Source organism: Acidobacteriaceae bacterium (assembly GCA_035944135.1).
Lineage (GTDB): Bacteria > Acidobacteriota > Terriglobia > Terriglobales > Acidobacteriaceae > Granulicella.
Genome location: DASZBM010000010.1, coordinates 267,955 through 292,553, shown reverse-complemented (window position 1 = coordinate 292,553; position 24,599 = coordinate 267,955). Strand labels below are relative to the sequence as shown.

General features: G+C 62.5%; 24 protein-coding genes. 18 read left to right on the top strand and 6 right to left on the bottom strand.

From position 1 onward, the window contains the following. Positions 1-9: 9 nt before the first annotated feature. The 3 genes from VGU25_15745 to hisI are packed head-to-tail and all read right to left on the bottom strand — an operon-like array spanning position 10 to position 1,735. The gene (locus VGU25_15745) at positions 10-492 is read right to left on the bottom strand and encodes a hypothetical protein (GenBank protein ID HEV2578658.1); all 483 of its coding nucleotides are present in this window, start codon (positions 490-492) and stop codon (positions 10-12) included. A 14-nt stretch (positions 493-506) separates the two neighbouring features. Then, positions 507-1,385, bottom strand: a complete 879-nt coding sequence (gene hisG, locus VGU25_15740; GenBank protein ID HEV2578657.1) for an ATP phosphoribosyltransferase — start codon at positions 1,383-1,385, stop codon at positions 507-509. Beyond that, the gene (gene hisI, locus VGU25_15735; protein ID HEV2578656.1) at positions 1,385-1,735 is read right to left on the bottom strand and encodes a phosphoribosyl-AMP cyclohydrolase; all 351 of its coding nucleotides are present in this window, start codon (positions 1,733-1,735) and stop codon (positions 1,385-1,387) included. The genes hisG and hisI overlap by 1 nt, the downstream gene beginning before the upstream one ends. 563 nt (positions 1,736-2,298) lie before the next feature. Here hisI and VGU25_15730 point away from each other — a divergent pair. Further along, positions 2,299-2,556, top strand: coding sequence for a hypothetical protein (locus tag VGU25_15730; GenBank protein HEV2578655.1), 258 nt, complete (start codon positions 2,299-2,301; stop codon positions 2,554-2,556). Between the two features lie 183 nt (positions 2,557-2,739). On the opposite strand, the gene VGU25_15725 is transcribed toward VGU25_15730, so the two are convergent. Both VGU25_15725 and VGU25_15720 read right to left on the bottom strand, forming a co-directional pair. Next, positions 2,740-3,369, bottom strand: coding sequence for a carbonic anhydrase (locus tag VGU25_15725; protein ID HEV2578654.1), 630 nt, complete (start codon positions 3,367-3,369; stop codon positions 2,740-2,742). Positions 3,370-3,570: 201 nt separating this feature from the next. Beyond that, a complete protein-coding gene (locus tag VGU25_15720) occupies positions 3,571-4,212 on the bottom strand; it encodes a thioredoxin family protein (GenBank protein ID HEV2578653.1) in 642 nt (213 codons plus the stop codon). Between the two features lie 285 nt (positions 4,213-4,497). Here VGU25_15720 and VGU25_15715 point away from each other — a divergent pair, with 285 nt between their 5' ends. From VGU25_15715 to VGU25_15660, 12 genes are all read left to right on the top strand, one after another. Further along, positions 4,498-7,125: a S53 family peptidase gene (locus VGU25_15715; GenBank protein HEV2578652.1), complete on the top strand. Its 2,628-nt coding sequence runs from the start codon at positions 4,498-4,500 to the stop codon at positions 7,123-7,125. Between the two features lie 18 nt (positions 7,126-7,143). Beyond that, positions 7,144-7,617 carry an HNH endonuclease signature motif containing protein gene (locus VGU25_15710; protein ID HEV2578651.1) on the top strand — a complete coding sequence of 158 codons (474 nt, stop codon included), beginning with the start codon at positions 7,144-7,146 and terminating at the stop codon, positions 7,615-7,617. A 208-nt stretch (positions 7,618-7,825) separates the two neighbouring features. Then, complete coding sequence (locus VGU25_15705; GenBank protein ID HEV2578650.1) at positions 7,826-7,990, top strand: PExPT-CTERM protein; 165 nt, start codon at positions 7,826-7,828, stop codon at positions 7,988-7,990. A gap of 118 nt (positions 7,991-8,108) precedes the next feature. Beyond that, a complete protein-coding gene (locus tag VGU25_15700) occupies positions 8,109-10,769 on the top strand; it encodes an SLBB domain-containing protein (protein ID HEV2578649.1) in 2,661 nt (886 codons plus the stop codon). A gap of 23 nt (positions 10,770-10,792) precedes the next feature. Continuing rightward, positions 10,793-11,962, top strand: coding sequence for a Wzz/FepE/Etk N-terminal domain-containing protein (locus VGU25_15695; GenBank protein ID HEV2578648.1), 1,170 nt, complete (start codon positions 10,793-10,795; stop codon positions 11,960-11,962). Next, the gene (locus tag VGU25_15690; GenBank protein HEV2578647.1) at positions 11,955-13,250 is read left to right on the top strand and encodes an O-antigen ligase family protein; all 1,296 of its coding nucleotides are present in this window, start codon (positions 11,955-11,957) and stop codon (positions 13,248-13,250) included. The genes VGU25_15695 and VGU25_15690 overlap by 8 nt, the downstream gene beginning before the upstream one ends. Before the next feature lie 26 nt (positions 13,251-13,276). Continuing rightward, positions 13,277-14,563 (top strand): hypothetical protein, encoded by a 1,287-nt coding sequence (locus VGU25_15685; protein ID HEV2578646.1) that lies wholly within the window; start codon positions 13,277-13,279, stop codon positions 14,561-14,563. Between the two features lie 107 nt (positions 14,564-14,670). Further along, on the top strand, positions 14,671-15,825 hold the full coding sequence (gene rfbB / locus VGU25_15680; protein HEV2578645.1) for a dTDP-glucose 4,6-dehydratase: 1,155 nt from the start codon (positions 14,671-14,673) through the stop codon (positions 15,823-15,825). After that, positions 15,822-16,697, top strand: a complete 876-nt coding sequence (gene rfbA, locus VGU25_15675; GenBank protein ID HEV2578644.1) for a glucose-1-phosphate thymidylyltransferase RfbA — start codon at positions 15,822-15,824, stop codon at positions 16,695-16,697. Before rfbB ends, rfbA begins: the two co-directional genes overlap by 4 nt. A gap of 24 nt (positions 16,698-16,721) precedes the next feature. Continuing rightward, positions 16,722-17,603: a glycosyltransferase family 2 protein gene (locus VGU25_15670; protein HEV2578643.1), complete on the top strand. Its 882-nt coding sequence runs from the start codon at positions 16,722-16,724 to the stop codon at positions 17,601-17,603. Further along, on the top strand, positions 17,600-18,691 hold the full coding sequence (locus VGU25_15665) for a glycosyltransferase family 9 protein (GenBank protein HEV2578642.1): 1,092 nt from the start codon (positions 17,600-17,602) through the stop codon (positions 18,689-18,691). The genes VGU25_15670 and VGU25_15665 overlap by 4 nt, the downstream gene beginning before the upstream one ends. Next, positions 18,688-19,239, top strand: a complete 552-nt coding sequence (locus tag VGU25_15660; protein HEV2578641.1) for an HAD family hydrolase — start codon at positions 18,688-18,690, stop codon at positions 19,237-19,239. The genes VGU25_15665 and VGU25_15660 overlap by 4 nt, the downstream gene beginning before the upstream one ends. A gap of 65 nt (positions 19,240-19,304) precedes the next feature. Here VGU25_15660 and rfbC read toward each other — a convergent pair whose 3' ends face one another. Then, positions 19,305-19,868 (bottom strand): dTDP-4-dehydrorhamnose 3,5-epimerase, encoded by a 564-nt coding sequence (rfbC, locus tag VGU25_15655; GenBank protein ID HEV2578640.1) that lies wholly within the window; start codon positions 19,866-19,868, stop codon positions 19,305-19,307. Between the two features lie 345 nt (positions 19,869-20,213). Here rfbC and VGU25_15650 point away from each other — a divergent pair, with 345 nt between their 5' ends. The 5 genes from VGU25_15650 (at position 20,214) to gatA (ending at position 24,473) form a co-directional block, all read left to right on the top strand. Continuing rightward, the gene (locus tag VGU25_15650) at positions 20,214-20,960 is read left to right on the top strand and encodes a sugar transferase (protein HEV2578639.1); all 747 of its coding nucleotides are present in this window, start codon (positions 20,214-20,216) and stop codon (positions 20,958-20,960) included. Between the two features lie 46 nt (positions 20,961-21,006). Next, the gene (locus tag VGU25_15645; protein ID HEV2578638.1) at positions 21,007-22,188 is read left to right on the top strand and encodes a glycosyltransferase; all 1,182 of its coding nucleotides are present in this window, start codon (positions 21,007-21,009) and stop codon (positions 22,186-22,188) included. Between the two features lie 37 nt (positions 22,189-22,225). Then, on the top strand, positions 22,226-22,588 hold the full coding sequence (locus VGU25_15640; protein HEV2578637.1) for a DciA family protein: 363 nt from the start codon (positions 22,226-22,228) through the stop codon (positions 22,586-22,588). Positions 22,589-22,596: 8 nt separating this feature from the next. Next, entirely contained in the window at positions 22,597-22,920 is a 324-nt protein-coding gene (gene gatC / locus VGU25_15635; GenBank protein ID HEV2578636.1) for an Asp-tRNA(Asn)/Glu-tRNA(Gln) amidotransferase subunit GatC, read from the top strand. Between the two features lie 92 nt (positions 22,921-23,012). Next, the gene (gatA, locus tag VGU25_15630; protein ID HEV2578635.1) at positions 23,013-24,473 is read left to right on the top strand and encodes an Asp-tRNA(Asn)/Glu-tRNA(Gln) amidotransferase subunit GatA; all 1,461 of its coding nucleotides are present in this window, start codon (positions 23,013-23,015) and stop codon (positions 24,471-24,473) included. Positions 24,474-24,599: the final 126 nt, after the last annotated feature.

Here is a 24,599-nt window from a genome sequence, read left to right as displayed (position 1 = left end):
TGTTGCTGATTAGCGGCGCGGGCGCATGGTGGAGGGTGGCGGCTGGTAGCCCGAGGGCGGAGTAGGAACGCCGCGGCCAGGCTTGCGCATCTGTTGCTGCATCACGCGGCGCTCCAGCCGCGAGCCGGTTGCGACAGCGCGTTTGGCCGCCTCTTCAGATGCGGGATAGACGCGCTTTGGGTTCTTGGGATCGAGAACGACAGGTACGCGCATGCCGGGGCTCATGTTCTGGCCGGGTTGCGTGCGGGTCTTGATGACCACCTCGCGCGTCTCGGTGCTGCCGGGCTCCTGCACACGCAGCGTCACTTTCTCGACATCGGCTTGAGGGCGACCAAAGAACTTGACGGGTTCGGAAGAGAGGAAGGTGGCATAAACAACAACACCTTCGCGGTCCATCTTCTTCATACGCCGGCGCTCCAGCAGAAACGCCGTGATACGCCAGCTGATGAACCCCAGGCCGAGCACGAGGATGATGATGCTAGAGAGCTTCATGGTGCCGACTCCTGTTACAGAACTACTTTGCTGAGCGGGTACTCTACGATGCCGGTCGCGCCCGCGGCCTTGAGACGCGGAATGACGTCGCGAACCACGGACTGCTCGAGGATCGTGTTCACGGCAACCCAGTTCTCGTCGCGCAGATGCGAGACAGTCGGCGAGTTAAGCGCCGGCAGCACGTTGAGCACCTCGTCGAGATTCTTCTTCTCAACGTTGAGCATGAGACCAACCTGATTCTGCGCGGCCATCGCACCATTCAGCATCAGCGCGAGGGTCTCAATCTTAGAACGCTTCCACGAATCGGCCCAGGCTTTCTTGTTGGCGATGAGCTGGGTCTCAGACTCCATGAGGGTTTCGATGATGCGCAGGCGATTCGCGCGGAGGGAGCTGCCGGTCTCCGTCACCTCAACGATGGCGTCCGCGAGCGTGGGCGGCTTGACCTCGGTAGCACCCCAGGAGAACTCGACGTTCACGGGAATATTCTTCGCCGCGAAATAGCGTTTGGTGAATTCGACCAGCTCGGTGGCGATGGTCTTGCCGGCGAGGTCTTCGGGCTTGTTGTAGGGTGAGTCCTCGGGGACCGCGAGCACCCAGCGGACAGCGGTGCGGCTGGCTTTCGAATACGTGAGTGACGACACGCGCTCGACATCGGACTGGTTCTCGAGGACCCAGTCGTTGCCGGTGAGGCCGGCATCCAGGGCGCCGTGCTCGACGTAGCGGGCCATCTCCTGCGCGCGGACGAGCATGCACTCGATCTCGGCGTCGTCGATGGACGGGAAGTAGCTGCGGCCAGAGGCGTAGATGTTCCAGCCGGCGCGGCCGAAGAGGGCGATGGTGGCGTCCTGAAGGCTGCCCTTGGGGATGCCGAGCTTGAGCTTGTTGGAGGCCATTACTTCTCCTCCACGCTGATGGGTTTGGTGAAGCAGCTTACGGTACCTTCGTGGCAGACGAGGCCGTCGCCCTCGACCTCGACGCGGAAGAGCAGAGCGTCGTTGTCGCAGTCGGTGGAGGCGGAGACGACGCGCAGGCGGTTGCCGCTGGTCTCGCCTTTCATCCAGAGCTTGCTGCGCGTGCGCGACCAGAAGGTGACGAAGCCGCTCTCGAGAGTTTTTTGATAGGAGAGCTCGTTCAAGAAGCCGAGCATGAGAACCTCGCCGGTCTTTGCGTCCTGCACGATGCCGGCGATGAGGCCGCCGGCCTTGGCGAAGTCGAGTGTGGGTTGGGCTGCGGTGCTGGTCATATTGTCCTTAAGTGATTGTGAGGGAGTTGGCGCCCGCGCAGCAAAAAGCCCGCTCGCGAGGCGCGGTGGCGGGCTGGGTTCCGAATCCTGTGAAGGGCTTAGATCGCCTCACAGACAGCCGCCGTCGCGCGATGCGCGTGGTGGTGGTGTCCGTGATGATGGCGGCGAAGGCTCATCGACTTCTTAAGCTAAGGGCGATGGGGGCAGATGTCAATTCGGGGTATCCCCCTCCCCCGTCTTTTTGTGCAAAGTATTCATATCATTGCGCTTAGGTTTTGACTTCATGTGCAAAGTCTTGATTCTAAAGCGGATGTCTGCAAAGTCTCTGGAATGTGGAACTTGGCCCTGACATAGGGGATCCGGCTTTTTATCAGGGTGCGCGTGAACTTTCGTTTTTGTTTTCAATCGTTTGCGTAAAAGATCGGTGCGGGTTGCCGCGGCCGGTAGTGATGGGATGGGAAAGTGCACTCAGGGCTTTGGCAGGGGCAACAATGGGTTCACGGCAAGGGTAGGGAAGACGGCATCTCTCAAGGAAGGGCTTATGGCCCTCAGGAGATTTGAGGATGACGGATTATCGGGTGCAGGCAGGCGAGTCACAGGAAGATCAGGTTACGTCGGCGATTGAGAAGTACACCTCGAAGGCGCCGTCGAGCGCGTTCCTGGCGCTGGCGATTGCAGCGATTGGGGCCTCGGTGGCGTGCCAGGCGTTCCGGAAGGAACATGCGTCGTTGTTTGTGGGGCAGTGGGTGGCGCCGTTTCTGCTGCTGGGGATCTACAACAAGATGGTGAAGCAGCATGGGTCGGACGCGACGAAGCGGTAAGAGGTTTCCCTCAGGGGCTGAAGCCCCGAATTCGATTCGGCTGGGGATGGCACGGCTGAAGCCGTGCCCCTTCAGTGTTGGAGGTTGGGGTGGTGGCGGGCTTTTCTCGCGCGCTACCACGCGCGATACCCACTCATGCGCGATTAAGCCGCGCATGAATGGGGCACCCGGAGTTGTGGCTGTCTACTCGACGGGGGTGAAGGTGAGGGCGTTGTTTTCTGCGATGCGGACGTTGCCGGTCGTGACGTCGTAGATCCAGCCGGAGATGGTGAGGTTGCCGAGGGTGAGGGCCGTGGCGACCGAGGGGTGGGTGCGGAGGTGCTGGATCTGGAGGAGGACGTTCTGCTCGGTGAGGATGTCGATGAGCGGGCGCTCTGCGTGGTCCTCGATCTCATGTTCGTGAAGGGTGTTGGAGACGGCGAGGGCGGTCTGGGCGTTCTTGAGCCAGTTGCGGACGCTGGGCATTTTGGCGGTGCTGGAGGGGTCGAGCAGGGCCTTCATGGCGCCGCAGTCGGTGTGGCCGCAGATGACGACGTGGCGGACGCCGAGGCCGGCGACGGCGAACTCGATGACGGCGGAGACGCCGCCGAGCATTTCACCGTAGGCGGGAATCATGTTGCCGATGTTGCGGGTGACGAAGACCTCGCCCGGGCCAGTGGCGGTGAGGGCGTTGGGGTCGATGCGGGAGTCGGCGCAGGTGATGAAGAGGGTGTGCGGGCGCTGGGGCTCGTTGGCGGCGTCGGCGAAGGCCGGGAAGGTCTCGGCGCGGAAGTGGCGGACGCCGTTTTTGAGTTGTTCGAGGACTGGGTCCATAAGGCGAGTAGTTAGTGGTTAGTGGTTAGTGGTTAGTGGTTAGTGAAAATCGTTCTCGGACTTCAGGATAGCGGAGTTGGGCATAAAGGGCGAAAGGCATACCCAGGGGCTAAAGCCCCATTTCATTTTTTGGGGCTATGAGACCCGAGGCTGAAGCCTCGGGGTACCGGAAAAGCGGTTCGTGGGCGCTCCTCAGCCTTCTTAGCCTTCGCGCCATTTGATGTTGCAGCCGATGGAGGCACGCTGTTTGGAGGGGTCGGGGCGCTTGCCGGCGATGACGGCGTCGAGGGCGGCGCGGAGATCGCGGCCGGTGACGGGCGTGTCGTTGCCGAAGCCGTCGGAGCGGCGGGGACGGGAGTCGTCGAGCTGGCCACGGTAGACAAGCTCCATGGCGCCATTGAAGAGGAAGAAGTCAGGGGTGCAGGCGGCGTTGTAGCTGCGGGCGACCTCCTGGGTTTCGTCGTAGAGGTAGGGGAAGCGCCAGCCGAGGCGGGTGGCCTGGGCGCGCATGTTGTCGGGGGAGTCGTCGGGGTAGGTGGCGACGTCGTTGGACATGATGCCGCAGATGGCGATGGTGGAGGCGTAGTCGCGGGCGATGTTGGCGAGCTCCTGCTCGACGTGCTTGACGAACGGGCAGTGGACGGAGAGGAACATGACGAGCAGGCCGTGCTTTTTGGCGGGGCCACCGGTGACGGCGATGTTGGCGGCGTCGGAGAGGTTGTCGTCCCAGGAGAGGGCGAAGACGTCGTCGCGCGACATGGCGCGGCCGGTGAGGACGTTAGTGAGCTCGAAGGCAGGGGCGATGGTGCCGAGCTGGACCATGGTGGATTCGGTACGGGACATGGGGGGTTCTCTCCACGATCAGGATAGCTGGGGGAAAACCTTTTTGACGCAAAGGGCGCGAAGGAACGCGACGGGACGCCACGGCACTGTCGGCGGGAACCCGAGGCAAGGGTCGAGGCAACCGGAGAGGGCGGAGGCGCTTCTCACCTGAAAGTAACCATCAACCTCCCACGAGTAACGTGGCTTGTTACCCAAAGGTCGCATAGCGTAACCTTTATGTGGGACGACCGTCTAAATTTTGGAGCGCCGTCCACGCTGCCATACCCCCGAAAACGAGACTCCTGCTTGCGACCCACTTTCTTCGGCCCCTTCAGGCGCTTCGGTGTGCTTTCCCTTGCCGCCGCAGCTCTGGCAGTTCCCTGCTCTGCGCAGTCTGGTTCCGGCGCGGCATCACGCGCGCTGAATGCGCTGCGAGCGACGCCGGAGCGGCGTGTTGCTGCAAATCCTGACCTGACGACTCGTGTGCAGCTTGGCGGGCACCTGCCTTTGTGGGTGCGCGCGGAGAATGCTGCCGCGGCGACCGTTCCGGTGAGCGCGCCGCTGCAGGTGACAGTGGTGCTGAAGCGGGATGCTGCGACGCAGGCGGCGTTTGAGACGCTGCTGGCTGAGCAGCAGACGCCCGGGTCGGCGCTGTATCACCAGTGGCTGACGCCGGCGCAGGTGGGCAGCATGTTTGGCGTGGCTCCGGCGGACCTGCAGGCGGTGGAGAGCTGGCTGCAGCAGGAAGGGCTGACGGTTACGCGCGTGGAGCCGAATGGCGTGCTGCTGGATGTGACAGGCAGCGTGACAGCGGTGAGCAATGCCTTCCGGACGAACTTTGCGGAGTATCGGGTGGGTGCGGAGACGCGGCTATCGGCGACTTCGGAGCCGAGCGTTCCGGCAGCGCTGCAGGCAGTGATTGCAGGAGTGCATGGGATGAGCCAGAGCTCGCTGCATCCGCAGAGCATTGCGACGGCGGTGCAGGGCAAGTTGACGGCGCAGGTTGCGGGCGGCGGATTGACGGCGAAGCCGATGCTTACGGCGACCAATGGGCAGCACTTTTTGACGCCGAACGATTTCGCGACGATCTATGACGTGAGCTCGGTGTACAGCGGCGGGAATACGGGCGCGACGGTGGCGGGCAAGGCGCAGCACGTCGCGATCATTGGGCGGTCGCGCGTGGCAGCGACGGACATCAGCCAGTTTGAGAGCCTGACGGGACTGCCGACGGCGCAGCCGAATGTGATTATCCCGACGGGCGGGATTGACCCCGGGACGACGAATGGCGGCGACCAGGACGAGGCGACGCTGGATGTAGACCGCGTGATGGGAACGGCTCCGGGCGCGGGTGTGGACCTGGTGGTGAGCGCGGACTCGAACACGGTGAGCGGGATTTATACGGCCGCGGCGTATGAGGTGAATACGCTGGTGGATCCGGTGATGAGCATCTCATTTGGCGACTGCGAGGCGGATGCGGGACAGCAGGGCGTGAGTGTGTGGAACACGCTGTTCTCGGCGGCGGCGGCTGAGGGGATCAGCGTGATGGTGTCGAGTGGGGACTCGGGCGCGGCGGGGTGCGATGGCAACTCGAGCAAGCTGCCGGTGACGCAGACGGCGAGCATTAACTACATCTGCTCGAGCAGCTATGCGACGTGTGTGGGTGGGACGGAGTTTGCGGATACGAGCGACGCGAGCAACTATTGGAGCGCGCAGAACGGGAGTGGCGAGAGCTCGGCGGTCAGCTATATCCCGGAGGGCGCGTGGAACGAGCCAACGCAGGCGGGGTCCACCAACCAGCTGACGTATGTGGCCGCGGCGACGGGCGGAGGCGCGAGCGCGTACATTGCGAAGCCAAGCTGGCAGACGGGCGCGGGAGTGCCGGCGGATGGAATGCGCGATGTGCCGGATGTGGCGCTGAGCTCGGCGACGCACGACGGGTATCTCGCGTGCCTGGCGTATGCGGGTGGCGATTGCTCGAAGAATGAGTTTGAGGTGTTTGGCGGAACGAGCGCGGCGGCGCCAGGGATGGCGGGCATCGTGGCGCTGATGAATTCGGCCACGGGAGTTGCGGCGGGCAATGTGAATCCGCTGCTGTACCGGCTGGCCGCGAGCACGCCGAGCGCGTTTCATGATGTGACGGAGACGACGGCGGGTGTGTCGGGGTGCACGGTGTCGATTCCGTCTATGTGCAATAACAGCACGCCGTCGTCGGCGGGGCTGACGGGCGGGCTGGCGGGGTTTGAGGTTGGTGCGGGATTTGATGAGTCGACGGGCTGGGGCTCGGTGGATGCGGCGAAGCTGATTGCCGCTTCGATGCCGACGGGCGGGAGTGCGGCAGGAACGTCGTCGAGCTCGGGGAGTTTTTCGATGGGATCGACGCCGACGTCGGTGAGTGTGACGGCGGGGGCGACGAGCGGCAACACGCTGACGGTGTTTGCGACGGCGGCGAACGGGTTCACGGGCGTGGTGCAGATGAGCTGCTCGATTGCGGCGCAGGGAACGGCGACGCTGCTGCCGAGCTGCGTGGTGAGCCCGGCGACAGTGACGCTGAGCACGGCGGCTCCGAGCGGGAGTGCGGTGGTGACGATCTCGTCGCAGGCGGCGAGTGCGACGAGCAGCACGTGCGGCGGGACGGGTGGATCGCCGACGACGGCGGTGAAGCTGGGCGGTCTGGCGTTTGCCGGGTTGTGCGTGCTGTTGCTGCCGGCTTCGAAACGGCGTGATGTGCGCGGGCTGCTGATGGTGGTTGCGGCAGCGGCAGGGATGAGTGTGATGACGGGATGCGGCGGAGGAGCGGCGGCAGCGGTAGGGACTTCGCCGAGCTGCGCGGCGCAGGGGACGTCTGGAACGACCGCGGGAAGCTACGTGGTGACGGTGACCGGGAAGAGCGGGAGTACCACGGCGAGCACCACGTTCGCACTGACGGTGCACTAAGGCGGATACGCTGGAGAGGTGAAGGTTCCGGGTCGCAGACTGGCTGAGGCGGGCACGGCTGATCGTGCCGCGCTTCCGCTGGGAGCGAATGGGCGGCCGCTTTGCCGGTGGTGTCAGCTGGAGATCCTGGCGAAGCGGCGGCGGACGTTCTGCTCGGATTACTGTGTGCATGCGTGGAGGCTGCGATCGGACCCGGGGTATCTGCGCGACCAGGTGTATCTGCGCGATAAAGGTGTGTGCGCGGAGTGTGGGGTGGATACGGTCAAGGCGTATCGGGACCTGAAGCGGAGCCGTGGGGTGGCTCGGGCTGAGGCGCTGGAGATGTGGGGCTTGCGCAGCGTGACCGTGCGAAGGTCGCTGTGGGATGCGGACCATATTCGGCCGGTGGCGGAGGGCGGCGGGGAGTGCGATCTGGAGAATTTGAGGACGCTATGCCTGATGTGTCATCGGGAGGCGACGGCGGAGTTGAGGCGGCGGATGCGCCGTGCGTAACCCCACCCATGCGCGATGAAACTGCGCATGAATGGGCACCCGCGTGAGTTCACCCATGCGCACCCGAATTCGTGGCCGCGCAGGGCATCCGAGAGTGCCGAGATAGGTGAGGATGGGCGAGTTTTGTTGCCGGGGTGAGGGGTGGCTGGTATGCTGGCTCAAGTTCGCGGGTTGTTCCGTTTTGGGACAGCAGCGAGGCCCGTCCAGCATGAAGATTCTGACCCGTATTGCGTTCCTCGGCTCCCTGTTCATGGTTCCCGCCCTTCTGCAGGCGCAGGGGGCATGCGTGGATTCGCCGGAGTGTCCGACGGCGATACTGGGTGTGGTTGGGGCGGCAGGCGCGGCGCTGTATGTGCGCTGGCGTTCGCGATAATTCCGTGACAACGACGCGTATCGGCTTCAGATAAACTGACGAAGTAACCCAGACCAACGAAGGGCAGGCAGATAGACGCCGTCCCGCGGGTGTGTGAACTGGCTTCGTTGAAGGGTTCGTGAAGAGGACAACGCCAGGCGTGAATCTGTATCGATCGAGGCTGCATCCGTTTCGTTCTGGTCTTTTAGTTTGCGGATTTGCTCTAGCCACGCTGGCGGTTCCGGGCGTGGGCGCGCAGATTCTCGATCAGCAGCAGCCGACGAGTGACACGCCGTCGTCGGCGACACTTCCCTCCCCGGCGAATTCATCGATTGGAAACCTGCTGAACCAGCTCTCGCCGCAGACGGGCACCGGGCAGACTGATGAGCAGGGCCGCATGATGCGCGAGGCAGAGCGGAGGGAACTGCAGGCGAGCCAGAATCAGCCGCCGCTGCCGCCAGAGCCGCCGAGCCCTTTCCAGCGAATGGTGGAAGCTACGACGGGAGAGAAGCTGGAGATCTATGGCGCGTCATTGTTCCGGCGTGTGCCGACGACGTTTGCGCCGGTGCAGAATGTGCCGGTGGGGCCGAGCTACGTGGTGGGGCCGGGCGACGAGCTTGTGCTGCAACTCGCCGGGCAGGTGAACCGGCAGATGAGAGTGACGGTCGATCGCGAGGGCGCGATCCAGCTTCCGGAGCTGGGCACGGTGCATGTTGCCGGCCTGACCTACGCCGACCTGCCAGGTTTTTTGAACCGGCAGCTTGGGCGGATCTACCGGAACTTCACGTTGAGCGTGTCGATGGGCGCGCTGCGGACGATCCAGGTGTTTGTTGTGGGCGAGGCGAGGCGGCCGGGAAGCTTTTCGGTGAGTTCGCTGAGCACGCTGCTGAATGCGCTGTTTGCTTCGGGTGGGCCGTCGGCGACGGGATCGGTGCGCGATATCCAGGTGAAGCGGAACGGGCAGACGATCGACCACTTCGATTTGTACGACCTGCTGCTGCGCGGGGACAAGTCGAAAGACATTCCTCTGGCGACTGGCGATGTAATCTTCATCCCGTTTGCGGGGCCGCAGGTGGCGGTGCTCGGCAGCGTGAATCATCCGGCGATCTACGAGCTGAAGGGCCAGACGAGCGTGTCGCAGGCGCTGGAGTTTGCGGGCGGCGAGACTGCGCTGGCGTCCGGAGCGGACGTTTTGCTGGAGCGGGTCTACGAGCACGAGAATCGCAATGTGGAGAACGTGAGCCAGGACCAGAGCAAGACGGAGATGATGCAGGGCGGCGACATCCTCTCGGTGCGTGCGGTGGTGGACCGGTTCCGGAATGCGGTGACGCTGCGGGGCAACGTGGCGAACCCGGGACGGTATGCGTGGCATCCGGGGATGAAGGTCAGCGAGCTGATTCCGAACCGGGAGTCGCTGGTGACGCGCGAGTACTGGCGCAACCGCAACGAGCTGGGGCAGTTTGTGCTGGACCAGAGCGAGGAGCCGCAAGAGGAGCGCAGGCAGCGCCAGTTACAGCAGAGAATCCAGCAACAACAAGAGCTGCAGCAATTGGGGTTGACGCCGCAGATGCAGATCCGGGGACAACAGGTTCCGGGAGCGCAGGGGCAAGGCACGCAGGGTGCGAACCAGCAGTATCCGAACCAGACCGCAACGCCGCAGATGTATGACGAGCAGGGGCTGCCGGTGCAGGGCGCGGAGGCTGCTGCTCAGCAACAGATGCAGGGCGCGGCGAACAACCAGGGCTACCAGCAGACGCAGGGCGGCACGGTGAGCTCGACGAGCGGCGGAGGATCGGCCGCCGGGGCGCTGATTGGAGGCACGGCGCGGTTCGAACCGAAGAACCACGTGCTGCTGAGCGCACCGGATATCGACTGGGGATATGCGGTGATTGAGCGGCAGGATGCGAAGACGCTGACGAGCTCGCTGATCCCGTTCAACCTGGGCAAGCTTGTGCTGGACGGCGATGGGTCGCAGGATGTGGAGCTGCTGCCGGGCGATGTAGTGACGATTTTCTCGAAGGCGGACATCCGCGTGCCGACGCAGCAGCAGACGCGCTACGTGCGGCTGGAGGGCGAGTTTGTTGCCGCGGGCGTGTACAGCGTGCAGCCCGGAGAGACGCTGCGCAGCCTGGTGCGGCGCGCGGGCGGGTTTACGCCGGATGCCTACCTTTATGCGTCGGAGTTCTCGCGGGAGTCTACGCGCAGGCTGCAACAGCAGAGGCTGCTGGAGTACGCCGATGAACTGGACGCGCAACTTTCGCTGTCGGCGGTGACGAACCCCGCGCTTACTCCGCAGGACCAACAGTCGCAACTGGCGTCGCAGACGGCGGTCCGGGCGGCGGTGGCGAGGCTGCGGAGGATTCAGCCGATTGGAAGAATTGTGCTGGAGCTGAAGCCGGACAGCACGGGGATCGACAGCCTGCCGGATATTGCGCTGGAGGATGGCGACCGTTTTGTTGTGCCGCGGCTTCCGTCGAACGTGACGGTTGAGGGGCAGGTGTATAGCGCGAACGCGTTCCTGTACATGCCGGGCAAGCGGGCCAAGGCGTATCTGCATGAGGCGGGCGGACCGGACCGGCAGGCAGACCACAAGCGCATGTTCATCCTGCGCGCAGATGGATCGGTGGTGAGCCAGCAGTATAGCGATGTGGACAAGGCGATGATCTATCCGGGCGACACGATCGTGGTGCCGCCGTATCTGCAGCCGAAGAATGCGCTGCAGCGTACGATGAACATCGCACAGATTGCAGGGAACCTGGCGCTGAGCGTGGCGGCGATTGCCGTGCTGGCGAAGCAGTAGTGAGCGAAACGATGCAGGATGTGATGACAAGCAGGGCCCGCACGGCGACGCACAACGATGTGGTGAGCGCGGAAGATCCGGAGTACCGGGTTATCGACCTGCGGAGGTTCGTGGTTTCGATCTGGAAGCGACGGTACTTCATTGTGGGGTGCGCGATCGCCGGTGCGTTGCTGGCGTATGGCGCGGCGTGGCTGATGCATCCGAAGTATGACGCGACGGTGCGCCTGATGCCGCCGACGCCGAAGGGACAGACGCTGAGCCTGGTGATGCCGACCCGCAATCCCGGCGACCAGTACATGGGGCTGATCAGCAGCCGCACCGTGGCCGATGATGTGATCGCGCACCAGCACCTGCAGGATTACTTCCACACGACAAAGCCTTCCGAGCTGCGGCGAAGGCTGAGCGGGATGGCGAAGATCAGTGTGGATAAGGACCAGTTTGTGACGGTGACGGTGCGGGCGCCGGAGCCAGAGACGGCGCTGCGCATTGCGAATGAGTTTCCGGCGGCACTGTACAGGCTGAATGATCAGATCACGCGGTCTGAGGCCGAGCATCAGTTGCGCTACTTCGAGGATCCTCTGGAAGACGAGAAGGAGAAGCTGGCGCAGGCCGAAGAAGACCTGAAGGTTGCGCAACAGAAGACCGGAATGCTGCAGCCGGAGGCGCAGGTGCGGCTGGGGGTGAGCGCGATTGCCGAATTGCGGCAGCAGCTTGCGCAAAGGCAGGAGCAGCTTGCAGGGCTGGAGACCGGTCGAACGAGCGAGAATCCGCAGGTGGTAACGCTGCGGTCGCAGATCGGGAGTCTGCAGGACCAGATTCATCGGATGGAAGTGCAGACCGGAGGAACAGGCACGGCTCCGGGTGCCGCCAAGCTGCCCGCGGTGGCGATGGAAGTCGCCGAGAAAGAGCGCGAGGTGCAGTATCACGAGACGCTGTTCGAGATTCTGTCCAAGCAGTACGAGAATGCGAAGATCGACGAGGCGTACTCGCCGCCGGTAGAGCTGGTGGACAGCGCTGTGCTTCCGGATGAGAAGTCGTGGCCGTCGCGGCGGCTGTTTGCGCTGATTGGGTTTGTGCTGGGCGGGCTGATCGGGTTTGCGCTGATGGCGGCGAAGGCGACAGACCTTCGGCGCAGAGTTCACCGCGCACTGAATGAGTACGAATCGACGAGCAGCGGCACGTCCCGTGCCTAACGCGGAGAGTTTGCGGGCGGAGAGGTTCCTGCGCGTTCATAAGTACGCGCTGGTATTTCTTGCCTGCTCGCTGGCCGCGACGCTGCTGCTGAAGATTGCAAGCATTCAATATCTGGAGTTGATCTTCGCTGCGGATTTTCTCCTGCTGCTGTGGATGTTTGCGAAGAATGATCTGCGGATGCGAGTGTTCCGTCCGTTTGCGAGCATCGGGACAAGCTACCTGATCTTTATGGCCGCGGCGCTGGTGCTGGCGGTGTTCGCGCTGCGGCAACAGTTTGACACGATTGCAGTGCCGCCGCTGCAGAGGCCGCTGATTGTGACGGTTTCGCGTGTGGTCGAGCTGTTCCTCGACGCGTTTTACATGCTGTACCTGGCGAACCTGTTCAGGGAGGATGAGAGGCTGTGCGCGTTCGGAGCGAAGGTGTATCTGTGGACGGGCGTGGCGAGCGGGTTGTTCTCGATTGCAGAATTCTTCCTGAGTACGTTCGCGGGATTCGATCCAAGCGGGAAACGGTTTCATGGATTTCTGAATGAGGGTGGACCGTATGGAGTCTACCTTCTGAGCCTGTTCGCTCTTTGCTTCGCAATGCGGCGGAGAGGATGGCTGAGCAGGAAGAAGATGTATGCGGCCTTGATTGTGTTCACGATCAGCTTGATTGGTTCACAGTCGAAGGCGGCGTTCTTTGCGCTCGCATTGCTGGGGATTGTGTACCTGGTGTGGATGCTGCATGGGTGGAAGAGGGTGGCGCTGCTGAGCACCTTTGGTGTGCTGGTGGTAGCGGCTTCGATTGTGTTGGATCTGCCGGCGCGGATGGAGCAGTACTCGCAGGCTGTGGCGATCTATACGCAATTGAGCAACCTGCGCGCGGAAGACGCGAATGTGGTGAAAGGCAGAATTGCAGGAGCAGTCCTGGCGCCGCGAATGATCAAGGAACATCCTCTTGCGGGAGTGGGATGGGGATTCTACCCGCTGGTGAGAGACCAGCCGGAGTACAGGCAGGGAGCGGCGTTCGAAGAGACGTTTGGAGATGCGCCGAGTCTGGGGCCGATCGACTATATCGTCGACCTGGGAATTCCGCTGTGGATGTACATGATGTGGATTTTGTCGAAGCCGGTTTATTTTTTGCGGCGCTATCACGCGGATGCGCGGGTGCTCGCGCTGGCGGCGATGCAACCGATCGCCAATTTGTGCGGAGCGCACCTGAATCTAACGTATACGTGGATCGCAGCAGCGTTAGCGATGGGCATGGGCTTCGGCAGAAGAGCGATTGAGGAGACGGCCGCGTGAGGGGCATGGGGAGTGACGCGCGTCGCATGCCGCGATGGTGGGTTGTGCTGCCGGTGCTCGTGATTGCAGCGCTGGCGGTGATTTTTTTTGTGAACCGCAGGCCGCCTGTGTTTGCGGACTACGTGGAGTGGACCTATCACGGCGTGTTGTTGCGCGACTGGCTGCAGGGACACCCTGACAGCGCCTATCTGCTGAAGAACTATCCGGTGCCGAACAACCTGACGACGGTGGGGCTTGGGCTGCTGATGCTGGTGATGCCGTGGGGCACGGCGGCGAAGGTGTGGCTGCTGATCGAGGTGTTGCTGGGGTTGTGGTGCGCGACCAAGCTGCAGCGAGCGGCGGGTGCGGCGCAGGGTTGGCAGAGCATGGTGGTGACGGCGGGGGCGCTGGTTGGAATTAATCTGTGGTGCGGGTTCAGCAACTTTCAGTTCAGCACGTATTTTGCGATGCTGTTCTGCGCGCTGCTGATGGAGAACGTGGAGAGCGGGTGGCTCTACGCGCTGCTGCTGGTGCTTCTGTTCTTCAGCCACATGATTCCGTTTGGGTTTGCGTTGTGCTTGTTGTTTCTGTACGCGTGGCAGACAGGACGATGGAGATTGCTGTGGCAGACGTTGCCTTCGATTGTCCTTTGCGTGTGGTATTTCGCGGGCAGGCTGACGCATCATGACGTGGATGGAACGGCGGGGATGGTGGGATCAGTGCCGTATGGATCGCTGTTGTTTGCGGCGTTCCGGGTGAATACCTATTTGAAGTGCTGGGGATTCGTGAACGTCGCGTCGACATTTCACGATTCGATTCTTCTGAAGCTGGTTGGGCCGACGGTGTTTGTGGTGCTGTTTGCGCTGGATGTGGTGGTGGGCGGAACAGTGCTCGCGCTGGCGATTTGTGCGGCGAGGAATGGGCTGAAGAAGGAGAGCAGGACGCGCTTCTTCTGGATCGCGGTGTGCGTGTTTTTCTTTGTCGGATTGATTATGCCGGGAGCGGCGGCGGGGATCTCGGACCCGGGCGGCAGGATGTTGCAACTGGCAGCGTGGTGTGGCGTCTGCGCCGTCGTGGCGCGAAGAAAATGGATTGGGAACATGACTGCAATGTGCGCCGCGGTGCTGGCCGGCTTCAGCCTGTACCAGGTGGCCGTTGTCGCTCAGACAACATTGATGCAAGGCACGACGGAGGGACCGCTTCCGGGAACGCTGCGGCAGTTTGGCCATGTGGTGTATACCGACCGAGCGGTTGATTACGATAACATTGTCCGTGGCCGAATGGATGCAGACATTTATCCAACAGCAATGTTTCTCAAGCGACCGGAGCGATAGTGTCCGGACCGTTTGGCACACGGTGAAAACCGATAAAGATCCAAGACTCACAATCTGATGTGGATGACTCGTCAGGGAAGACCTTGGAGGAAAAGAAAGACTTGCCCATGACGAACTCTGACGGCAATTCCCTGAGGGGCCAGCAACCGAACCCGATCCTTGTGACGGGAGGGTGCGGATTCATTGGCTCGAATTTTGTGCTGGATTGGCTGGCGAATGAAGACGCGCCGGTGGTGAATCTCGACGCGTTGACGTATGCAGGCAATCCGGAGAATCTGGCGTCGGTAAGTGGAGATGCGCGGTACACGTTTGTGCACGGCAATATTTGCGATGCGGAGCTGCTGGAAAAGATCTTTCGTGAGCACAGGCCGCGCGCTGTGGTGCACTTCGCGGCGGAGAGCCATGTCGATCGGTCGATCCTGGGGCCCGATGCGTTTTTGCAGACCAACATCGATGGGACGTTTCAGCTGTTGAAGGCAGCGAGGAAGTTTTATGACGCGCTGACGGGCGAGGAGCGCGAGAGCTTCAAGTTTTTGCACGTTTCGACCGATGAGGTGTATGGGACGCTCGAGCCGGAAGATCCGGCATTCAGCGAGACGACGCCGTATGCGCCGAACTCGCCGTATGCGGCCTCGAAGGCTTCGAGTGACATGCTGGTGCGCGCGTGGCACCACACGTACAAGATGCCGACGCTGGTGACGAACTGCTCGAATAACTACGGGCCGTTTCAGTTTCCGGAGAAGCTGATTCCGCTGACGATTTCGAATGCGCTGGCGGGCAAGCCGCTGCCGGTGTATGGCGATGGGCAACAGGTGAGGGACTGGCTGTATGTTGTCGACCACTGCACGGCGATTCGCGCAGTGCTGCGGAGCGGACGGCTGGGGGAGACGTACAACATCGGCGGCAACAACCAGCGGGCGAATCTGGATGTAGTGCGGACGATCTGCGCGTTGCTGGATGAGTTGAAGCCCGGAGCGCGGCCGTACGCGGAGCAGATCAAGTTTGTGCAGGATCGTCCGGGCCATGATCGTCGATATGCGATCGATGCGAGGAAGATTTCGGGCGAGCTGGGATGGACACCGGCGGAGACGTTTGAGACGGGACTGCGCAAGACGGTGGAGTGGTACCTGGCGAACGAGGCGTGGGTGGCGGACGTGACGAGCGGAGCGTATCAGCACTGGATGGAGCAGAACTATTCCGGCCGAGGCGAAGTGGCGAAGGGACCGGCGAAGAGCGTTGCCACGGCGGAGGCTCGCCGATGAAGGGGATTATTCTCGCGGGTGGGTCGGGAACACGGTTGTATCCGGTGACGCAGACGGTGAGCAAGCAACTGCTGCCGGTGTACGACAAGCCGATGATCTACTATCCGCTTTCGGCGCTGCTGCTGGCGGGGATTCGCGAGATCCTGGTGATTTCGACACCGCATGACACGCCGCGGTTTGAGGCGCTGCTGGGGACAGGCGAGCAGTGGGGCGTGAAGTTCAGCTATGCGGTGCAGCCCTCGCCGGATGGGCTGGCGCAGGCGTTTTTGATCGGGCGCGAGTTTATTGGGAACGATGGCTGCTGCCTGGTGCTGGGCGACAATTTGTTTTACGGGCACGAGTTCGCGGACATTCTGCGCAGCGCCGCGGAGCACACGACGGGGGCGACGGTGTTTGCGTATCCAGTGCATGACCCGGAACGCTATGGCGTGGTTGAGTTCGATGCGGAGCGGCGGGCGATTTCGCTGGAAGAGAAGCCGGCGAAGCCGAAGTCGCGGTATGCGGTGACGGGAATTTATTTCTACGACAACCAGGTGATTGGAGTTGCGGAGAATCTGAAGCCTTCGCCTCGGGGCGAGCTGGAGATTACGGATGTGAACCGGTGGTACCTGGAGCGCGGGCAATTGCGAACCGAGGTGCTGGGCCGTGGCATGGCGTGGCTGGATACGGGCACCCACGATTCGCTGTTAGACGCGAGCAACTTTATCCAGACGATCGAACAGCGGCAGGGATTGAAGGTGGCTTCGCCGGAGGAGATTGCGTACCGGCTTGGGTACATTGACGCGGACCAGTTGAATGCGCTGGCGACGAAGCTGGGCAAGAGCAGCTACGCGGATTATCTTCGTCGATTGGTCGGCGAGAAGGTGTATTGAGTGCAGGCGGATGGAAACAGCGCAGTGAATGCCCATTCGCCGCGTGTCTGTTGTGTGGTCATCAACTGGAACGGATGGCGTGACACGGTTGCGTGCGTTCAGTCGCTGACCGCGCAGGACTACCCTGACCTGAAGATTCTGGTTGTCGATAACGCATCGACGGATGACTCGCTGGAACGGATTGGCGCAGTGTCTCCGGGGATTCCGCTGTTGAGGGCGGAGGAGAACCGCGGGTTTGCAGCGGGGAGCAACCTCGGAATCGGCTGTGCGCTGAAGCACGGAGCAGATTTTGTGTGGCTGCTGAATAACGACATCCTGGCGCCCGAGGACACGTTGAAGAAGCTGGTGGCTGCGGCGAGCGATCCGAGTGTGGGGATTGTGGGGAGTGTGCTGCACTACCTGGATCATCCGGACAGGATCCAGGCGTGGGGCGGCGGATCGATTGTGCCGTGGATGGGGTATGCGCGGCACTTCGACGCTCCGGCGGAGCTGGATGGGCGATCGTTTTTGACCTTTGCTAGCGTTCTGCTGCGGAGAGAGATGCTGGAGCAGGTGGGGCTGCTCGACGATCGCTACTTCATGTATTTCGAGGACTCGGATCTCTGCTTTCGCGCGCGGAGTGCGGGCTGGAAGCTGGCGATCGCGGCGGACACGGCGGTGCTTCACAAGGAGGGCGGGAGTTGTCCATCGAAGAAGAGCACACGGTTGGACCGGATTGTGACTGCGTCGGGTCTGCGGTTTCTTGACCGGTATGGGCGGCCGCGATCGGTGGCGAAGGGATTGTTTGTCGCCTCCAGGCTGGCCAAGAGGGCGGTCCGGGGCAACCTTCGGGGCATGCGCGCTGTGTGGCGCGGCGTGGGAGACTGGAGGCGCGACGATCCGACGGCCTTTCAGGAGAGCGAGTGAGCGCTGCAGCCACAAGGCGTGTGCTGATCGTGAAGCTGGGCGCGATTGGTGACGTAGTGATGGCCGTGCCGGCGGCGTATGCGCTGCACTGCGAGGGGTATTCGGTGGAGTGGCTGTGCGGCAAGGGTGTGGCGCCGGTTCTTGGGCTGTATCCGTGGATCAAGGTGATCGCGGTGGATGAGCAGCCGCTGCTGCGGGGATCGGCGGCGGAGCGGTTTCGGGCGATGCGCGCAGTTTGGAAGCAGATGCTCGGCAGGGAGTATGAGCTTTGCGCGACGCTTTATTACGACAGTCGATACGCCATGCTGACGTGGCCAGTGCGCGCGCGGCGCAGAGTGCGGTTGAGCTGGGAGGATCGCAAGCGAGCGCTGTTGCAGGGACGGCGGGATACGGACGAGTATGTGCGGATTCTGCTGGGGCGAGAGGATGGCGAGACTCCGCAGCACATTGCTCCGGTAGAAATTGAGGGATTGGGGGCGGGTGTCGCCGGTGAGGATGGGGGATCTCGTGTGGTGCTGGTGCCGGGCGGCGCGAAGAACCTGCTGCGGGATAATCCGCTGCGCCGGTGGCCGCTGCACAATTATGTGGAGCTGGCGTCGCGGCTGATCGAGCGGCGTTGTGAAGTGGTGCTGATTGGTGGGCCGGATGATGCATGGGTCTCCTCCGCGTTCGCGGGTCTGGGCGTGCGGGATGCGATCGGCAAGCTGTCGCTGGTGGAGAGCGTTTCCCTGCTGGGGTCGGCTGCGGTGACGGTGACGCACGACACGGGACCGCTGCATCTTGCGGGCATTACGCGCACCGGCATTGTGGCGATCTTTGGGCCAACGAGTCCGTATCGTTTTATGCCGCAGCGCGAGAACTGCGTGGCGCTGTGGGGCGGCGAAGGGTTTGCGTGCAGACCGTGCTACGACGGGCGCGATTTCGCTCCGTGCAAGAACAACGGGTGCGTGCAGCAGGTGACGCCGGAGATGGTGTTTGTGGAAGTGGAGCGGCTGATGAAGGCGAAGCGCGAGGGGAACGTACTGAAGCCGCGAGTGATTGTTCCGGAGCATACGCCGCTTGTGCATCTGGGTGAGGCGCAGAGATGAGTGGGACGCGAGCGTTGTTTCTGGATCGCGATGGAGTGCTGAACGAAGAGGTTGGGTACCTGTACCGGCCGGAAGAGGTGCGCTGGGTCGAGGGCGCGTTCGTGTTGTGCCGGACGGCGATGGAGCTTGGATACAAGCTGATCATCGTGACGAATCAATCGGGCATTGCGCGCGGGATGTACAGCGAAGCGGACTTTCACAAGCTGATGGAGTGGATGCACGCGGAGTTTGAGCGCGAGAAGGTGCGAGTGGATGGCGTGTACTTCTGCCCGTTTCATCCGGAGCACGGTGTGGGCGAGTACAGGCGGGAACATGAAGATCGCAAACCCGGGCCTGGGATGCTGCTGCGCGCGGCCCGGGAGCGTGCGCTGGACCTGAGGCAGTCGGTGATGGTGGGCGACCGGTGCTCGGATGTGGCGGCAGCGAACGCGGCGGGGCTGCGGCAGGCGTTTTTACTGCGAGGAACGGAGACGGTTCCCTGCCCCGGCGAGTATATGGCGATCGGATCGTTGGCCGAGGTGGAGTGGTGGCTGAGAGAGATCAAGTGAATAGTGAAGGAAAACGGAGCCGGTGGGTGGCTCCGTTGCCTTTGGCTTTATTCACTATTCACTACTTACGGTAGTTCGGCGTCACGGAGCAGGGCGCCTTTGGCGTCTTTGCCGGAGACGGAGACCTCTGCGCCTGCGAGTTGGTCGAGCGGCCAGGTGATGCCGAGTTCCGGGTCGTTCCAGAGGACGCAGCGTTCGCCGGGAGGGTAGTAGCCCCGGGTGGTTTTGTAGAGGACCTCGGCTGTGTCGGAGAGGACGAGGAAGCCGTGGGCGAAGCCTTCCGGGATCCAGAGGAGTTCGAGCTCGCCGTCATCGTTGTACGGCTGGAGGTGGAAGCCGGCCCAGCGGCCGAAGTCGGGCGAGTGGCGGCGAAGGTCGACGGCGACGTCCCAGATATGCCCGGAGAGGACGCGGACGAGTTTTCCCTGGGGATGTCCGAGCTGGTAATGCAGGCCACGAAGGACGCCGCGGGCGGAGAACGACTGATTGTCCTGCGCGAAGGCGTGGGGAAGACCGAGGGACACGAAGGTGTCGGAGTTGAAGACTTCGGCGAACCAGCCTCGGGAATCTCCATGCCGCTTTGGTTGCAGAATCTTGACGTCGCGCAGCGGGGTATTACGTAGTGTCATGAAACGAGGATAGGACACGGCAGTGAGCGGCGCGATATAGGCACGGACTTTCCCATTTTGGTACCGCCCGTAAAAAAACCAGCTTGTCGTCTTACGATTTAGCTATCGCAACTTGCTAATTCGGACGATACACTGTCTAGGCAACCAATCCTTAGCTTGATTGCCCTGTGTTCTTTACGGGAAATTCGCGGGTCTGGAAGAGCGCTGCTGACGCCCCCACGGTCGGCCAGGGCTTCCGGATTTGACGGGCCACGGACGTAAGTAGTTCATGGTCGAAAAGGTAGGTATGCGGTCTGCGGAAGAGTGCGGAGCGCTGAGCGGCCCGGGGCAGCAGATGAGGATTGGATGTCGTTGGATCTGCAAATTAACGAACCGAACGCCGCACTCTATCCTTCGAGTACATTCGACCTTCCGAATGTAGCCGATTCGTCAACAGCATCCTGGGTGCGGCCGCAGGTCGACGGACCCGAACAGCTTTTCAGCTACAGGGTTGTGAAGCGCGCAGTGGACGTTGCGGCGGTTCTGTTTTTGTGCGTTCTGCTAGCGCCGGTATTGGCTGTGATCGCTGTGGCGGTGTGGCTGACTTCGCCTGGGCCTGTTCTGTTCTCGCACCGCCGAATCCGGCGGCATGGGCAGTTCTTCACGATGTGGAAGTTCAGGACGATGTGCATGAACTCCGGCGAGGTGCTGGAGCGATATCTGGTGGCGCACCCGGAGGCGCGCGCGGAATGGCGCGCGACGCACAAGTTGAAGTGTGACCCGAGAGTGACGCGGGTCGGGCGATTCCTGCGCCGCACCAGTCTGGATGAACTTCCCCAGCTTTGGAATGTGCTGAACGGGACGATGAGCCTGGTGGGGCCACGGCCGATTGTGGCAGCCGAGGTGGAGAAGTATGGCGAGTTCTTCTGGGACTATTGCGCGGTGAAGCCGGGTGTGACGGGGCTGTGGCAGGTCTCGGGCCGGAGCGAGCTGACGTATGCGCAGCGCGTGGAGCTTGACCGGCACTATGCGCAGAATTGGTCGCTTGGCGCGGATGCCAAGATTCTGATGCGCACGTGCTCGTGTGTTGTGAATCGTGACGGCGCCTATTAGGACCCGAACCAGCGCGAAACTGATCGGGCCTGAGGAGTATCCAAGGATGCGGGTTGCCGTCGTGCACCACTGGTTTGTTACGCGCGGCGGTGGGGAGCGCGTGGCAGAGTGCATCGCTGCGCTATTTCCGCAGGCGGAGATCTTTACCCTCGTAGCCAGCCCTGCTGGACTGCCCGAGACACTGGCCGGGCGCCGAGTACACACTTCGTTTCTGCAGAAAATCCCGCTGGCGCGGAGACAACACCGGCACTTCCTTCCGCTTTATCCCGCAGCAACGGAGTGGATGGATCTGCGTGGCTTCGACCTGGTGCTCTCCTCTGACAGCGGGCCGGTGAAGGGCGTGCGGCTGTCTGAAGATGCAAAGCATATCTGTTATTGCCATTCGCCCATGCGGTACCTGTGGGATGGTTATGAAGCTTACCGAAACAGCATGGCAGGGCTGACGCGGCTGGCATTCAGCGCGACGGCGCCGGGCGTGCGCCGGTGGGATGCCGCGGCGGCAGGACAGGTGAGTCACTTCCTGGCGAACTCGAACTACGTGGCGGACCGGATTCGGCGGTGCTATGGACGGGAGGCGAATGTGTTGCCTCCACCCATTGATCTGCACAGGGCCGCGGCTGTTGCGGGCGAGAGCCAGGGCGACCACTACCTGTGTGCGGGACGATTGGTGGCGTACAAGCGCACGGAGATTTTGATCGAGGCCTGCCAGCGGATGAACCGGCGCTTGAGGGTTGCCGGGACCGGACCGGAAGAGGCAAAGCTGCGCCGCATGGCTGAGGGAGATGACAGGATTGAGTTTCTCGGCGAGCTTACAAACGAAGAGCTGTGGCGAGAGTACGCGCGCTGCCGTGCATTGTTGTTTGCCGCCGATGAGGACTTCGGCATGGTGCCGCTGGAGGCCCAGGCGTGCGGCAGGCCGGTGATCGCATACGGAATGGGCGGATCGTTGGAGACGGTGCGCGGTGTGTGGCAGTGCGGTGAGGCAGGGCCTGCGACAACTGGAACGTACTTCAAAGAGCAGAGCGCAACGGCGGTGATGGACGCTATCGAGCGGTGGGAGCAATGCATAGAGCCGAAGTTCGATTCGCAGGCTGCGCGGAGATGGGCCTCGCAGTTCGCGACGCCGCTCTTTCTGGAGCAGTATCGCGCGTTCGTGCTGAGCAAGGTGCCTGCGGCCGCAGAGGTGTGTGCGCCGGTGAGCACGGCGGCGGCGACTGTGCTCGGCTGAACGGCTGAGCACTTTGGCGCGAGCTTACAATCGATGTATGCAAGCGATGCGCGATGTGCTGCGCGGGACGTTGGGGCGCAGTCTGCGGACACTCTCGGACGAGGATCGGCTGGCGGCGGCGTGGGCGGTGGCGTGTGGCCCGGCTCTGGCGGCGCGGGCGGAGGTCCTGCACCTGGATGACGATCGTGTGCTGCATATTCGTGTGCTCCAGCCGGGATGGCGCGACCAGTTTGCGCAGATGCACTCGATGCTGACGGATGAGCTGCGAAGAATCGCAGGGGTGCGGTTGCAGGCGATACACTTCGAGGGACACAGCTCGTCACGACAGCGCGAACGTAAGGCGCCAGCAGGAAGCGGCGCGATCAGGCCGGCCGCCGTGGTGCGGCGCAAGGAACGGTAAAGGGATTTATGAGCGAAACGACCGTATCGATTGAAGATGTGCAGCATGTGGCGGACCTCGCCAGCCTGGAGCTGACGCCGGAGGAATTGCCGAAGCTGGCGAAGGATTTGAACGCGGTCCTGGGGTACATCGCGCAATTGAACGAGCTGGACACGGGCGACGTGCCAGCGATGGCGCAGGCGAGCGAGGTGTTGGGACTTGCCGCAGCGGAGCATGGAGAGACTTTGCGACGTGATGAGATTCAGCCGTCAACGGATCGTGCGCAGGTGATGCGCGAGGCGCCGGAGACGGATGGGCGATTCTTCAAGGTTCCGAAGGTGATCGAGCGGTAGCTTCAGGTTGCCGTGTGTGAGTGATTCGGAGCGATCTGCGCTTCGAGTCATCAGTTGCGAGATTTGAGATTCGAATTTGGAGTTTGTGGCGAATGATTGAAGCGCCTCACATTGAGTTGGAGTCGTTGTCACTGACGGCGGCGAGAGACATGGTTCGCAGCGGCGAAGTCTCGGCGGTGAGTTTGGCCGAGCAACACTTCGAGCGCATCACAGCCGCGGACCAGGAGATTCACAGCTACCTGACGCTGACGAAGGAGCGTGCGCTGGAGCAGGCAGCGCGCGTGGATGCGGCGGCCAAGGCGGGGGAGCCGCTTGGACGGTTGGCGGGTGTGCCGGTCGGAATCAAGGATGTGCTGACGACCCGCGGCGTGGAGACCACGGCTGGCTCGCGCATTTTGAAGGGATATCATCCGCCGTACGACGCGACGGCGGTGGCGAGAATGGAGGCTGCGGGCGCGGTGGTGCTCGGCAAGCTGAATTGCGATGAGTTCGCGATGGGATCGTCGAACGAGAACTCGGCGTATGGGCCGGTGCGGAATCCGCGTGCGCTGGACCGTGTGCCGGGCGGGAGCTCGGGTGGCTCGGCGGCGTCGGTCGCGGCTGGATTCTGCGTAGCGTCGCTGGGTACAGATACGGGTGGATCGATCCGTCAGCCCGCGTGCTTCTGCGGAGTGGTGGGCGTGCTGCCGACGTATGGTCGGGTGTCGCGTTATGGGCTGATCGCGTTTGCGTCGTCGCTGGACCGGGTGGGGCCGCTGGCGAGGTCTGTTGAGGATGCGGCGACGGTGCTGGAGGTGATTGCGGGCAAGGATGCGTGCGATGCGACGAGCTCAGGCCAGCCGGTGGGGAGTTACGTGGAGTCGCTCAAGCGGCCGGTGAGCGGGCTGCGGATCGGCGTGCCGGAGGAGTATTTCGGCGAAGGACTGAATGCAGAGGTGCGCGCAGCGGTAGAGCGCGCCCTGGATGATCTGCGCGCGGCGGGATGTACCGTCGAGCGTGTGTCTCTTCCGCACACAAAGTACGCCGTGCCGACCTACTATGTGATTGCAACAGCAGAGGCGAGTGCGAACTTGTCGCGGTTCGATGGCGTGCGCTATGGGTTGCGCGCGGAGAATGCGAATACGCTTTCTGCGATGTACAGGAAGACGCGTGATGAAGGCTTCGGCGCAGAGGTGAAGCGCAGGATCCTGCTTGGCACCTATGCGCTTTCGGCCGGATATTACGATGCGTACTACCGCAAGGCGCAGCAGGTTCGCACGCTGCTGGCGCGGGATTTCCTGACGGCATTTGCGAAGGTGGATGCGATTGTGTGTCCGGTGACGCCGACGGCGGCGTTCAAGCTGGGCGAGAAGACCGATGATCCGCTGCAGATGTACCTCGAGGATATTTATTCGGTGGCGGCTTCGCTGGCAGGGATCTGCGGGATGAGTGTGCCGGCGGGCGAGACGACTGCTGGGCTGCCGATCGGCGTGCAGGTGCTGGGAAAGCATTTTGACGAATCGACGGTGCTGCGGGTGGGTGCGGCGATCGAAGCTGCGCAGCGGAGCCGCTAGGCGTTGTCACTCGACCTGAGTGCTTTTGCGCTCTGTCTACTAAATGGGGTCGGCGAGGCCGCTAAAGGTCCGCTTCGTGTTGCTCATGAGATGCTCCTACCGAAAGTAGGAGTGGGGCGGGCGCGT